The 14174-nt window shown below is 65.0% G+C and carries 12 protein-coding genes; all 12 read left to right on the top strand.

Translation table 11 applies throughout. The features are described from left to right. The first annotated feature begins 16 nt into the window (after positions 1-16). The 12 genes from IB261_RS24925 (at position 17) to IB261_RS24870 (ending at position 14169) form a co-directional block, all read left to right on the top strand. A complete protein-coding gene (locus IB261_RS24925; protein ID WP_494515534.1) occupies positions 17-1255 on the top strand; it encodes an acyltransferase family protein in 1239 nt (412 codons plus the stop codon). Positions 1256-1415: 160 nt separating this feature from the next. Next, positions 1416-2003, top strand: a complete 588-nt coding sequence (locus IB261_RS24920) for a GNAT family acetyltransferase (protein ID WP_192381434.1) — start codon at positions 1416-1418, stop codon at positions 2001-2003. Between the two features lie 149 nt (positions 2004-2152). Beyond that, positions 2153-2731, top strand: coding sequence for a DUF2846 domain-containing protein (locus IB261_RS24915; RefSeq protein ID WP_192380938.1), 579 nt, complete (start codon positions 2153-2155; stop codon positions 2729-2731). 151 nt (positions 2732-2882) lie between these two features. Further along, the gene (adiC, locus tag IB261_RS24910) at positions 2883-4394 is read left to right on the top strand and encodes an arginine/agmatine antiporter (RefSeq protein WP_192380939.1); all 1512 of its coding nucleotides are present in this window, start codon (positions 2883-2885) and stop codon (positions 4392-4394) included. Positions 4395-4494: 100 nt separating this feature from the next. Next, entirely contained in the window at positions 4495-6780 is a 2286-nt protein-coding gene (locus IB261_RS24905) for an Orn/Lys/Arg family decarboxylase (RefSeq protein WP_192380940.1), read from the top strand. A 385-nt stretch (positions 6781-7165) separates the two neighbouring features. Beyond that, positions 7166-7678, top strand: a complete 513-nt coding sequence (gene fae, locus IB261_RS24900) for a formaldehyde-activating enzyme (RefSeq protein ID WP_081516344.1) — start codon at positions 7166-7168, stop codon at positions 7676-7678. Between the two features lie 10 nt (positions 7679-7688). Beyond that, positions 7689-8723 carry an aldo/keto reductase gene (locus tag IB261_RS24895; RefSeq protein ID WP_151189736.1) on the top strand — a complete coding sequence of 345 codons (1035 nt, stop codon included), beginning with the start codon at positions 7689-7691 and terminating at the stop codon, positions 8721-8723. Then, positions 8720-10159 (top strand): NAD-dependent succinate-semialdehyde dehydrogenase, encoded by a 1440-nt coding sequence (locus IB261_RS24890; protein ID WP_192380941.1) that lies wholly within the window; start codon positions 8720-8722, stop codon positions 10157-10159. Before IB261_RS24895 ends, IB261_RS24890 begins: the two co-directional genes overlap by 4 nt. Before the next feature lie 96 nt (positions 10160-10255). Further along, on the top strand, positions 10256-11617 hold the full coding sequence (locus tag IB261_RS24885) for an MFS transporter (protein ID WP_192380942.1): 1362 nt from the start codon (positions 10256-10258) through the stop codon (positions 11615-11617). A gap of 282 nt (positions 11618-11899) precedes the next feature. Then, positions 11900-12256: a hypothetical protein gene (locus IB261_RS24880; RefSeq protein ID WP_192380943.1), complete on the top strand. Its 357-nt coding sequence runs from the start codon at positions 11900-11902 to the stop codon at positions 12254-12256. A 59-nt stretch (positions 12257-12315) separates the two neighbouring features. Next, entirely contained in the window at positions 12316-12927 is a 612-nt protein-coding gene (locus IB261_RS24875; RefSeq protein WP_139791478.1) for a hypothetical protein, read from the top strand. A gap of 198 nt (positions 12928-13125) precedes the next feature. Beyond that, positions 13126-14169, top strand: a complete 1044-nt coding sequence (locus tag IB261_RS24870; RefSeq protein ID WP_192223887.1) for an efflux RND transporter periplasmic adaptor subunit — start codon at positions 13126-13128, stop codon at positions 14167-14169. The last annotated feature ends 5 nt before the right edge of the window (positions 14170-14174 follow it).

Below are 14174 nucleotides of genomic sequence, written 5' to 3'. Positions count from 1 at the left end.
GTGGCTGCGCTTCCTGATGGGCCTCTACGTGGTGATCTATCACACGCTGCACAGCTACCCGGCGGAGCAGAAGTTCGCCGGCCTCGATGACCTCACCGCATTGGGCTTCTTCGCCACCAGCACCTTCTTCGTGCTCTCCGGCTTCCTGCTCTGCCACGTCTACGTCACCGACGGGCAGCTGCGCGAGAGCCCGCGCAGCTTCTTCACCAAGCGCCTGTCCAACCTCTACCCGCTGCACATCTTCTCGATCCTGCTGACCATCACCGTGCTGCTGGTGGTGAGCGGGCTGGGCATCGGCCCGGACCTCGATCAGGCGACACCGCGCTTCGTCATCTACGACACCAACGAGGCCATCGGTCGGCTGCAGCCGGAGCTGTTCCACCACTGGATGAGCGATCGCGAGCTGCTGTTCAACAGCATTCTCCAGCTCACCATGCTGCAGGCCTGGAATCCGTATTACCTGACCTTCAACGCGCCGCTCTGGTCGCTGTCGACGCTGTTCTTCTTCTACCTCTGCTTCCCCTTCGTCGCACCGCGCCTGGCGCGCCTGCAGAACAAGTGGCGCTGGTTGCTGGCGCTGTGGGTGCTCTACCTGATCCCGCCGATCCTGGTGGTCGCCAGCGAGCAGTACGGCATGCCCTGGACCGGCCTGCTGCACCGCAACCCGCTGCTGCGTTTGCCGGAGTTCCTCAGCGGCATCCTCGCCTACGGGCTGTTCCGCGAGTACAAGGACGCCGGCCGCCTGCCGGGGCGCGGGATGCTGGTGGCGATGGGCGCTTTCGTGCTGGCCAATTTCCTCGTCGCCGATTACCTCTACACCCACGGTGCCAAGTACTGGTACTTCCTCCTGCATAACGGCCTGCTGCTGCCGGCGCAGTTGGTGCTGGTCTACATGAGTGCCCTGCCGCGCGATCCGCAGAGCAGCTTGATCCGCCACTGGTCGCCGAGACTGGGGGCTGCATCGTTGTCGCTGTTCGCCCTGCATGTGCCGCTGTTCACCCTGTTCTCGCGCACCGAGAAGCTGATCCGCGCGCCGGGCGACTGCCTGGCCGACTGGGCCTTCTGCGTCGAGGCGGCGACCCACCAGCAGCTGTCGCTGTGGCTGTATCCGCTGTTCCTGCTGTTCATGGTCACCAGTTGCGTGCTGGTGCAGGAACGCTGCGTAGTGCCGGTGCGCAAATGGCTGGTGCGCCACCTGTTGCCGGCGCCGCCCGCACCGCCCGCCACGCGGCGACGGGTGGTGACCGAGTCCTGAGGCGCGTCCGTTGGTCACACCCGCGAACTGCCTTGAAGGCTGGCGCGCACGGATACGCTTCTGTCGCGGTTGGAACTTCGGCTGGCTTCACGGCCCATGCTAGGTTTCAACATTGCTGCCGCCTTGCCGGCGGCGGCACCTGCGGACTCCCGCCATGCCCCTGGATATCCGTCTGCTCAGCGGCGATGCCCTTCGCCCGTTCATCGATGATCTGGCTCGACTGCGTATTACCGTATTCCGCGAGTATCCGTACCTCTACGACGGCAGCCCGGAGTACGAAGCCGGATACCTCGACAGCCACGTGCGCTCCGCCTGGAGCCTGTGCGTGCTGGTGATCGATGAGGGCAGGGTGGTGGGGGCCTCGACCGGGCTGCCGTTGCTGGACGAGTCCGAGGCTTTGCAGCAGCCGTTCCTGGTGCAGGGCTGGAACCCGGAACGAATCTTCTATTTTGGCGAGTCGGTGGTTCTGCCGGAGTACCGCAGCGCCGATCTCGACCTGCGCTTCTTCGAGGAGCGCGAGCGCTTTGCGCGTAGCCTGGATCGCTTCGACTGGTGTGCCTTCTGCGCCCCTCGGCGGCCGCCGGAGCATTGCGCGCGACCTGCCAGCTACCGCTCGCCGGACGCCTTCTGGCTGCAGCGGGGCTTCACTCCGCAACCCTCCCTGCAGACCGAATACCACTGGCGGGATATCGGCGAGCAACGGGAGACGGCCAAGTCGATGATGTTCTGGCTCAAGGACCTGAGCTGACGCACGTCAGTGTTCGGGACGCTGGATCGGGGACAGGTCTGCGCCGGTGGCCCAGGTGTGGCCGAGAAGAGATCGACCCGGACTTTCGACGGGTGGCAAGGCGCGAAGCGCTGGTTATGCTCCGGGTATAACCATAAGAGGGACTTTCCATGCTCCGAGTGGCCCTGTGCGCCTTTCTCCTGATGCTCGCCGGTTGCAGCTCGCCCGGTGCGTTCTTCGGCGCGGTCGACGGGCCGCCGTTCGGCGCGCTGCCTGCGAATGCGCAGCAGGCCACGGTGTACATCTACCGGCCGCAGAACCAGTGGTCCGACGAGGAGCTGGAAGCGCCCGGCCTGTTCATCAACAACGAGCTGATCGGCAGCCTGCCGAGCAATGGCTACTTCGCCCTGAGCTTCGCCCCGGGCAGTTATCCGCTGCAGATGCGGCGCCCACTGCTGGGCAGCTTCTGGACCTTCTTCGCCGGCGGCAGCCTGGACTTCACCCTGATCGCCGGCTTCACCCTGGAAGCCCGCGCTGGCGAGGTCTACTACCTGCGCTACGACGAAACCCACACGCCGCCCAAGTACGAGCACACCGCCGGCCAGGGCGCCGGCCCGCTGCAACTGGTGGGCAAGGAGCTGGGCTCGCGGGAAATCCCCGCCACGCGGCAGGTCCAGGAACCGGTGAGCATCGCCGCCAGCGGCAAGGAAGTCGAAGGACCGGGCTTCTTCGAACGCATCGGCCTCTGAGGTTGCCAAGCCACACGCGAAGACCGGAATAGACAGCTGCAGCTCTTGACCCGGTAGGGGAAAATTCGACCTCCGCTTTAGGAATCCAAGCGATTTCGGCGGCTTGCGTCGTGGCAGAAAAATCGTGACTCCACATTCAGGGAGTCACGCTATGGAACAGGCCGACAGCAACAAGATCGGGGTGGTGGCGGCCACCCTGATGGTGGCAGGCAACATGATGGGTTCGGGCGTATTCATGCTCCCGGCCAACCTCGCCACCACCGGCGGCATTGCCCTCTACGGGTGGTTCATCACCATCGTCGGCGCCGTGTCGCTGGCATTGGTCTTCGCCAAACTGTCGGCGATCGACCCGGCGGCGGGCGGCCCCTACGCCTACACCAAGAAGTCCTTCGGCAACTACATGGGCTACCAGACCAACCTGATCTACTGGTTGGCCAACGTGGTAGGCAACGTCGGCCTGGCGGTGGCCGGCCTGGGTTACCTGTCGCACTTCTTCCCCAGCCTGAAGGACCCGCTGGTCTCCGCCATGGCGCAGATCGCGGTGATCTGGTTCTTCACCTACGCCAACATCCTCGGCCCGTCGGTGGTCGGCAAGCTGCAGTCCTTCACCACCGTGTTCGCCCTGTTCCCGATCATCGGCATGGCGCTGCTGGGCTGGTTCTGGTTCAGCGGCGACATCTACAAGGCCGGCTGGAACGTCTCCGGCAAGAGCGGTTTCGAGGCGGTCGGCTCGACGCTGAACTACACGCTGTGGGCCTTCATCGGTGTCGAGAGCGCCTCGGTGTCGGCAGGTGTGGTGCGTGACCCGGCGCGCAACGTGCCGATCGCCACCGTGGGCGGGGTGCTGATCGCGGCGGTCTGCTACGTCCTCAGCTCCACCGCGATCATGGGCATGATTCCGAACAAGGACCTGCTCGCCTCCAGCGCCCCCTTCGCGGATGCCGCGCGCCTGGCGCTGGGTGATACCGCCGCCAACGTCGTGGCCCTCTGCGCGGCGATCGGCTGCCTCGGCTCGCTGGCCGGCTGGACGCTGCTCGTTGGGCAGACCGCCAAGGCGGCGGCGGACGACGGCCTGTTCGGCAAGATATTCGCCAAGGTCAATGCCAAGGGCGTGCCCTCGGCGGGGCTGGCCATCGTCGCGGCGATCATGAGCATCCAGGTGCTGGCGACCATGTCGCCCACCGCCAGCCAGCAGTTCGGCAAGATCGCCTCCATCGCGGTGATCATGACGTTGCTGCCGTACATCTACTCGGCCATTGCCATCAAGGTGATGGGCTACCAGAAGATGCCGGCGCGGCAGTATGGCTTCTACACCTTCGTCGGCATCATCGCCGCGATCTACAGCCTCTGGGCGATGGTCGGCTCCGATGGCGAGCAGACGCGCTGGTCGCTGATCTTCGTGGTCTCCACGATCATCTTCTACGAGCTGTCGATCAACAGCATGCGCACCTTTGAGGAAACCGGCGTGCATCCGGGCGGCGTCTCGCCGGGCTGGATCCGCTTTGGCACCGTGGCACTGACCATCATCGCGCTGGTGGCGATGTTCTGGGTCTCGGTCGGCCGCCACGACAACCTCAACCTGCGGCCGCGGGTACCGCAACCCGCTGCCGCCGCAGTGACTGTGCCGGCTGCCCCCGCAGCCGTCGTCCCTGCCCCCAACTGATCCCTCCGCCTGCACGCGCCTTCTCCGATGGCGCTGAAGGCGGGGCAGGCGCCTGCCTGGCTGACGGCTTGAGAGCCGCCAGTCGTATCAAGGAGTTCCCATGTCTGAGTCCGCTACCAAGAACACGCTGGATGTCGTGGTGCTGATGGTCCACGAGGGGCTGGAGCAGCCCACGTCTGCAGGTCGAGCCGCGCGTGCGCTGGTCCAGGATCTGCAGCGTCGCGGTGTGACTGTGCTGCTCGCTGCGAGCGCCAACGACGCCTGCGCGGTGATCGAGTCCAACCCCGCTCTGCAATGCCTGCTGCTGAACTGGGAGTTGCCCGGCGGTGCGCTGTCGGTTCTGCAGACGCTTCGCCAGCGCCATGCGCAACTGCCAGCCTTCCTCATGGCGTCGCGCGGTGATGCGGCGTCCATCGATCTGCAGGCACTGCGCCTGTCGGACGATTTCATCTGGCTGCTGGAGGACACCACCGACTTCATCGGCGGTCGCATCATCGCGGCCGTCGAGCGTTATCGCGACGCGGTGCTGCCGCCGATGTTCAAGGCGCTGATGAAGTTCTCCCGTGTCTACGAATATTCCTGGCATACGCCGGGCCATACTGGCGGCACGGGCTTCCTCAAGTCGCCGGCCGGGCGAGCCTTCTTCGACTTCTTCGGCGAGGAGCTGCTGCGCTCGGACCTGTCGATCTCCGTCGGCGACCTGGGTTCGCTGCTCGATCACAGCGGTCCCATCGGTGACAGCGAGCGCTATGCTGCGCGGGTGTTCGGTGCCCATCGCAGCTACCACGTCACCAACGGCTCCTCGACGTCCAACCGGGTCATCCTGATGGCCAGCGTCACCCGCGACCAGATCGCCCTGTGCGACCGCAACTGCCACAAGTCCGCGGAACATGCGATGACCATGTCGGGAGCGATTCCCACCTACCTGGTGCCCTCACGCAACCACCTTGGCCTGATCGGCCCGATACTGCCCGAACGGCTGACGCCCGTGGCGGTGAAGCGCCATATTGCCGAAAACGCGCTGGCACATCCGGGGATCGATCCCACGCCACGCCACGCGATCATCACCAACTCCACCTACGACGGCCTCTGCTACAACGTGGCAAGGGTCGAAGAGCTGCTCGGGCAGAGTGTCGACCGCCTGCACTTCGACGAGGCCTGGTACGGCTACGCGCGCTTCAACCCCATCTACCGCCAGCGCCACGCCATGCACGGCGACCCGGCCGAGCACACGGCGGACCGCCCCACCGTGTTCGCCACCCAATCCACCCACAAGCTGTTGGCGGCCTTGTCCCAGGCCTCGTTCATTCACGTGCGCGATGGGCGCAATCCGGTGGAGCACGCGCGCTTCAACGAGTCCTTCATGATGCATGCGTCCACCTCGCCGCAGTACGCGATCATCGCCTCCAACGATGTCTCGGCGGCCATGATGGACGGGCAGGGCGGGGTGGCGCTGACCACCGACGCCATCCGCGAGGCGGTGGCCTTCCGCCGCCTGCTGGCGCGCCTGAACAATGAGTTCGCCGAGCAGGGCGACTGGTTCTTCGATGCCTGGCAGCCCGACGAGGTGCGCGACCCGAGAACCGGCCGCAAGGTGTCGTTCTTCGAGGCGGACGAGGAGCTTCTGGTCAGCGACCCGCAATGCTGGACCCTGGCGCCGGGAGCGCAGTGGCACGGCTTCGGCGAGATCGAGGACGGCTACTGCATGCTCGATCCGATCAAGGTCTCGGTGGTGACGCCCGGTGTCGCGCCCAATGGCGGGTTGATGCCGGTCGGCATCCCGGCGGCGGTCCTCACCACCTACCTGGCGCAACAGGGCATAGTGGTGGAGAAGACCACCGACTTCACCCTGCTGTTCCTCTTCTCCATCGGTGTGACCAAGGGCAAGTGGGGCACGCTGGTGAACGCGCTGCTGGGCTTCAAGCGCGATTACGACTGCAACCTCCTGCTGTCGCGCGCGCTGCCGCAGCTGGTCGCGAGCTGGCCGGAGCGCTACGGCGACATCGGGCTCAAGGACCTCTGCGACCGGATGTTCGAAAGCATGGCCGAACTGCAGACCACCACCCTCATGGGCCAGGCCTTCTCGTTGCTGCCCGAGCCGCGACTGACGCCAACTGCCGCCTACGAGCAACTGGTGAAGAACAACATCGAACAGCTGACGCTGGAGGAGATGAGTGATCGCACCGTGGCGACTGGCGTGGTGCCCTATCCGCCGGGCATTCCGCTGTTGATGCCGGGTGAGAATGCCGGTCCGGGCAACGGTCCTGTACTGGGTTACCTGAAGGCACTGGAAGCCTTCGACCGGCGTTTCCCAGGCTTCACCCACGATACCCACGGCGTCGAGGTAGAGGACGGTTTCTATCGTATCGCCTGCCTCAAGAACTGACGGCCAAGGGTTACCCACCGACGGCGGAACTTGCTTCGCCGTCGGCTTTTTCCGGCTTGGCTGTCTGTTTTTTGGGGTATGAGATGAACTCATAGCTCCTTGAGTTTTTATGGTTACCGGGTCGATTTGGCCCGGTGCTAAAAATCGTCGCACCAGCTCATCGACAACAACAAAGAGCGACGCGACATGATCACCTCCCTGCTTTCCCTGCCCTCGATCCGTCCTCCGCGTTCCGGTCTGTCCGGTGCTTCTGCGCACCCGTCCGACTCGCCTGTCGATTCCTGATCCCACTCCGATTTCCTCCGGCGCCCTGCGCCGGCTTTGCCACGGGCCGCGCAAGCAGGCCCGGGCTTTCCTGCACCCCCACGATTCCATGAGGTACCCCATGAAAAAGCTCGACCTGTATATCGGTGAAGGTTTCGAAGGCCCCGGCGTCAACGCCGCGCACATCAATATCCTGCTCGGTCCGCGCAGCGGCCCCGCCGGCCAGGCCTTCTCCAACAGCCTGGCTTCGCCCAGCCAGGGCCACTGCCCGTTCATGGTGATCGCCCAGCCGAACATTCCGGTCAAGCCGATGACCCTTTACGTGAACAAGGCCGAGATCGATGGTGACCTGCACGCCAACGCCACCTGGGGGGCTTCCCAGGCGGGCATCGCCAAGGCCGTCACCGAGGCGCTGCTGGACGGCACCCTGCCTCCGGAAGCCGAGGACGAATGGGCCATCGTCACCGCCAACTGGGTCAATCCGGGCTGCGACGACCTGGATGCCGTCTACCGCAACAACTACAACGCCTGCCGCACCGCGATCCGCGCGGCGCTGACCTGCAAGCCCGAGCGTGCGCAGCTGGCCGACGTGGTCAACGCCATCGCCAACCCCTTCTACACCCCCAAGGCCTGAGGTCCGCACCATGCAATACATCCGTCTCGGCAACTCCGGCCTGCAGGTTTCCAAGCTGTGCCTGGGCACCATGAACATGGGCACCCCGGACTGGAAACCGTGGATCTTCGATGAGGCCAAAAGCGAGCCGATCGTGAAGCACGCGCTGGATGCCGGCGTGAACTTCATCGACCTCGCCGACTTCTATTCGGCCGGTGTCGGCGAGGAAGTGGTCTGCCGCATCCTCAAGCGTCTGGTGCGTCGCGAGGACGTGGTGATCACCACCAAGGTCGGCTACGGCACCCGTCCCGGCATCAACGCCAGCGGGCATTCGCGCAAGCACATCATGGATGGCATCGACGCCTCCCTGAAGCGCATGGGCATGGATTACGTCGACATCTACATGCTGCACTTCTACGACGTGAACACCCCGGTGGAAGAGGTGATGGGCGCGCTCAACGACATCGTCCGCGCCGGCAAGGCCCGCTACATCGGCGTGTCCACCATGCTCACCGGCCAGCTGGCGAAGATCCTCATGGCCTGCGAGCGCAACGGCTGGGTCAAGCCGATCAACATGCAGCTGCAGCTCAACTGCGCCTACCGCGAGGAAGAACGCGAGATGATCCCGTTCTGCCGCGACCAGGGCCTCGGCGTCTCGGTGTTCAGCCCGCTGGCTCGGGGACTGCTGACCGGCGACGTGAGCTCCACGCGTAACCAGACCGACTTCTTCACCCAGCAGATGTATGCCGACGACGCCTCCTTCGAGATCGCCCGTTCGGTGCAGCGCGTTGCCCAGCGGCGCGGAGTGTCCAATGCGCAGATCGCCCAGGCCTGGGTCCTGCAGCATTCGGGCGTGGATTGCATGCTGGTCGGCGCTGATACCACCGCGCAGTTCGACAGCGCGCTGGCTGCATTGGAGACGCGCCTGGATGATGAGGAAATCTTCGAGCTGGAGCGCAACTACACGCCCTGCGACGTGATCAACGACTACAGCGCCGGCAAGCGCATCCTGCGGGTCGCCCGCCCCATGCGCGAAGCCTTCGCGCTGACGGAGGCGGTGGCATGAGCGAGTTGCTGAAGACCGGCCATTACATCGACGGCCAATGGGTGAAGGGTGGCGCGACCTACCCGGTGCGCAACCCGGCCACCGGCGCGCTGATCGCAGACGTTGCCCGCGGTGGCGCAGAAGAAACCAATGCAGCCATCGCCGCCGCCGAACGTGCATTGCCGGCCTGGCGCGCGTTGACTGCCAAGGAACGCAGCGCGCGCATCCGCCGCTGGGGTGAGCTGATGCTGCAGCGCCAGGACGACCTGGCGCGTCTGCTCAGCACCGAGCAGGGCAAGCCGCTGGCCGAGGCCAAGGGCGAAGTAGCCTATGCGGCGAGCTTCCTCGAGTGGTTCGCCGAGGAAGCCAAACGTGTCTACGGCGACGTGATCCCTTCGCACAAGGGGGATGCGCGCATCGTGGTCATCAAGCAGGCGATCGGCGTGGTTGCGGCGATCACTCCGTGGAACTTCCCGCTGGCGATGGTCACCCGCAAGGTCGGTCCGGCGTTGGCCGCCGGCTGCACGATGATTCTCAAGCCTTCGGAAGAAACCCCGCTGTCGGCCTTCGCCCTCGCGGTGCTGGCGGAACAAGCGGGCATCCCGCCGGGCGTGTTCAACATCGTTTCTGGCGACGCCCCGGCCATCGGCGGCGCGCTGCAGGCATCGGGGGCGGTGCGCAAACTGTCGTTCACCGGCTCGACCCGCACTGGCAAGCTGCTGATGCGCCAGGCGGCGGAGACACTGAAGAAGGTCTCGCTGGAGCTGGGCGGCAACGCCCCCTTCATCGTCTTCGATGACGCCGATATCGAGGCCGCCGTGCGCGGCGCCATGGCCTCGAAGTTCCGCAACACCGGGCAGACCTGCGTGTGCGTGAACCGCTTCTACATCCAGGATGGCGTGTACGACGCTTTCGTTTCGCGCCTTACCCAAGCGGTGCTCGCCATGCGCGTGGGCAATGCACTGGAGGGCGAAACCGAGCAGGGCCCGCTGATCAACGAAGCAGCGCTGGCCAAGGTCGAGCAGCACGTCGGCGATGCGTTGGAGAAGGGCGCGAAGCTGCTCTGCGGTGGCCGTCGCCATGCGCTGGGCGGCACCTTCTTCGAGCCGACGGTGCTGGCCGAAGCGAGCCCGCAGATGCTGATCGCCAGCGAGGAAACTTTCGGACCGGTTGCAGCCTGCTTCCGCTTCCGTGACGAGTCCGAAGTCCTGAATCTGGCGAACGATACGCCCTACGGACTTTCCGCCTATTTCTACAGCCGCGACATCGGCCGCGTCTGGCGCATGGCCGAGGGCCTGGAGGCCGGCATGGTCGGCATCAACGAAGGAATCATCTCCACCGAAGTGGCGCCTTTTGGCGGCATCAAGGAATCGGGCCTGGGCCGCGAAGGTTCCAGGTACGGCATCGAGGACTATGTGGAGATCAAGTACCTGCTCATGGGCGGCCTGTCCGCCTGACGCTTCGCCAAGGCGTTCTGCCTCATCCGCCGCGCCCTCCGTGGCTCGGCGGCTCAACCTCGCTGTGTTTCCAATAACAAAAAGTCGGAGACGATCATGTCGGGTCAACCAGTCAAAATCGATGACCTGCCCATCGGCAGGTTCCACATCAAGATCGCCGGCCTCACCTTCGGCGCCCACTTCACCGACGGCTACATCCTCGGCCTCATCGGCATCGCCTTCACCCTGATCAACCCGCAGATGGCGCTGACGCCATTCTGGCAGGGGCTGATCGGCAGCTCCGCGCTGCTCGGGCTGTTCTTCGGCAGCCTGTTCTTCGGCTGGATTTCCGACCACCTCGGCCGCCAGAAAATCTTCCTCATCAGCTTTGTGCTGATCACCATCGCCTCGGTGATGCAGTTCTACGTCGAAACCGCGATGCAGCTGTTCCTCTGCCGCGTGCTGATCGGCATCGGCCTGGGCGGTGACTTCAGCGTCGGCCACGCCATGCTCGCCGAGTTTTCCCCCCGCAAGCACCGTGGTGTGTTGCTGGGCTCGTTCAGCGTGATCTGGACCTTCGGTTATGTCGCCGCCACCTTCGTCGGCACCGCTCTGCTGGCGCTGGGCGACGATGCGTGGCGCTGGATGCTGGCGTCCTCGGCGATCCCCGCGGCGATGATCCTGATCGCCCGCATCGGCACACCCGAATCGCCGCGCTGGCTGATCCACAAGGGCCGTGTCGAGGAAGCCCGCGCCATCGTGCACAAGCACCTGGGCGCCAACGTGGAGATCGACGAAGAAGTCATCACCCGCAAGCACGCCGGCTACAGCGCGTTGTTCAGCCGCGAGTACCGCAAGCGCACGGCGTTCAACTGCCTGTTCTTCATCTGCATCGTCATGCCGTACTTCGCCATCTACACCTTCCTGCCCTCAATCCTGCAGAAGATGGGGCTGTCCGAAGGCTTCGGCACCGAGATGATGCTCAACGCGCTGCTGGTGGTCGGGGCGCTGCTGGGTATCTGGTGCACCATCAGGTTCACCCGCCGTGGCTTCCTCATCAACTCCTTCCTGATCCTCGCCGCTTCGCTGTTCCTGCTGGTGTTGCTGCCGGGCAGCATGGCCTGGCTGATGGTGGCGTGCTTCGGTCTGTTCACCCTGGTGCTGTCGGCGGTGAGCAACCTGGTCGGCGTCTACCCGGCGGAAAGCTTCCCCACTGAAGTGCGCGCCGGCGGTATCGGCCTGGCCACGGCGGCCAGCCGCCTGGGCTCGGCGCTGAGTACCTTCCTGCTGCCGGTCAGCGTGGCGGGTATCGGGCTCAATCCGACCATGGCGATCCTCGCAGGCATTCTGTTGCTCGGAGCGATCATTTCCATCGCCTGGGCGCCGGAGACCAAGGACCTGACCCTGACCCACGCCTGTCGCGCCGAGTCAGAGCCGGTGCCGGATGATGTAGCCGAAAAGACCGCGCAACTGGTCTGACTTCTCCCCTCGGCTTGTACAAAAGGGCGCACCGGGAAACCGGTGCGCCCTTTTGTCTGTAGGCTCTAGTTCGGTGTTTTGCGGGACGGTTCCTCGGATATTTGTGTTGCGCTTGTAGGAATTTGGCGCAACTGGCGGGGGGACCATCCGTATCTATTTCTACCCCGATTCAGCGCTCCGGATGGCGATTAAGGTAACGACTCCTGCCTCGGACTGCCGTCTTCGCACGCTTGTACAACGGTGCAAAGGTCCCAGGCGATCACTCTTCCGCAAGGAGTCGCCATGCACCTGCGTCCCGCCGTTGCCGCCATCTTTCCGAATGGCCTGTCGTCGCTCCCCGCCGTCGCCCTGCTGGCCTGCGCTTCCCTGAGCGGCTGCATGACCGACCAGCAGTTCATTGCGCAGAACCAGAGCGCAGCCATCAACACCGCCTTGTCCCGCGCGCGGTTCGAACTCGATTGCCCTGGCGCCACCGCCACCGTGCTGTCGAGCAAGGTCACCCAGTTCGCCTACGCCAACAACCGCACCGAATACACCATCGGCGCACGCGGCTGTGGTCGGCAGGCGGTGTACATCGCCTTCTGCCTGACGCCCGACAGCTGCACTGCAGTCAGCGATACCGCACGCCTCGCCCAGTGACGCAGTCGCTTCGCGTACCTGTTCCGCTCACAAGAAGCCGAGCCCAAGGAGGGTTCCCCATGCAAGTACTCAAGACCATGCCCCTGATCGCTGCGCTGGCCCTGGCGGCCGCGGCCCCGGCGATGGCCGCCGATATTCCGCTGGGTACCGCGGTCGTGTCCGATGAGGTGGTGACCAAGGTCGTTTCCGTCGATGCGAAGGATCGCCGCATCGTTGTCGAGGACGAGGCCGGCAAGCCGCTGACCGTGCAACTGACCGACGCCGCGCAGGACCTGGGGCATCTCAAGGCGGGCGACTACATCGCCGCGCTGGTCGTTCACTCCGCGGCCTTCGACCTCGATACCCAGGTCCAGACGCAGGCTCCCGGCGGCCTTGAGGTCGATGGCGCGGTCATGGCCACTCCGACCAATCCGCATCCCGGTGGCGATGCGTTCCGCATGGCCCGCGTCCAGTTGAAGATCGTCGGTATCAATCTCAGGAAACATGAGCTGACCTTCGAAGGACCGAACGGCGCAACCAAGGTGGTGCAGGTCGATGACGCCAAGCTGCGCAGTCGCATGAACGAGCTGAAGACGGGCCAGATTCTGACAGTGACCTACGAGGACACCCTGCAGATCGTCACCGCCCACCCGGTTGCCCAGCCGGCGGCGTCGGCCAAGTCCGCCAACTGATGCCATCGCGGAGCTCCCGCCATGGCGGGAGCTCCCTTTCCCGTTCCCACGCCTTCGGGCAATCGCTGTGGATTGACTATGCGCCTGACTCCTTTGGGCTGCCCCTGCGCAGTGCTACTCGCGACCGTATTCCTGACCGCCTGTGATCGGGTGGAAACAAGGCCCGTCGGGGCCGCTCCAGTCGCTGTCACGACCGTCGTGGCGAAGCCGGCCAGCCTGCCGGCGAGCATGACCTTCGTCGGGCAGACCCAGAGTCCGCAGGCGGTGGACATCCATGCGCGGGTCGATGGTTTCCTGCTCAGGCGCAACTACAACGAAGGCAGTGTAGTGAAGGCCGGCGACCTGCTTTTCGAGATTGACCATGCACCGTTCCAGGCCCAGCTCGATTCGGCCAGGGCGCAGTACGCCGCGCAGAAGGCCAGCTACGATCGCGCCAAGGCCAACCTGGACCGCGTGCTGCCGCTGGCAGCGGAAAAGGCCCTGAGCCCGAAGGACCGCGACGATGCCATCGGCACGGCCAAATCCGCCGAGGCCTCCATGGAGGCGGCGCTGGCCCAGGTCAGGACCCAGGAGCTGAACCTCTCCTACACCTACGTGCGCTCCCCGGTCGATGGCATCAGCGACTACGCCCACGTCAACGACGGGACCTACGTCAACGCCAGCAACAGCCTGCTGACCTCGGTGTCCACGCTGGACCCGATGCGCGTGGTGATGAGCGTGAGCGAAGAGCAGTTCCTCGCCATCCGCGATCTGCGCGACAGCGGCCGCCTGGTGTTGCCGGCCGACGGGCGTCTCGAGGCTGACCTGCAGATGTCGGACGGCTCGCGCTATCCGGCAACCGGCGTGGTGACCTTCGCCTCATCCACCTTCAACCAGCAGACCGGCACCTTCATGGTCCGTGCCGACTTCGCCAATCCCAAGGGCAATCTGCGCCCCGGCCAGTTCGTGCGTATCACCCTGAAGGGCGCGAACTATGCCAATGCCATCCAACTGCCGCAGCGTGCGGTCATGCACGGCCCCAAGGGCGACTTTGTCTACGTGGTCAACGGCGACAAGGCCGAGGAGCGCCCCGTGCAGATGGCCGAGCCATCCGGGGAGTTCTGGCGGGTCGAGAAGGGGCTCAAGGGCGACGAACAGGTGGTGGTCGACGGCGCCGGGAAACTCATGCCCGGCGCCCCCCTGAAGATCACCGGCGACGCGCCGGCCGGAAGTTTCGGCCCAGCGTCCCCGAAGGCAGAGTGAGGCGA

Origin of the sequence: Pseudomonas sp. PDM20 (genome assembly GCF_014852575.3) — a bacterium.
Taxonomy (GTDB): Bacteria; Pseudomonadota; Gammaproteobacteria; order Pseudomonadales; family Pseudomonadaceae; genus Pseudomonas.
Note: the sequence above shows the minus strand (reverse complement) of the source record. Positions and strands in the feature narration are given on the sequence as shown.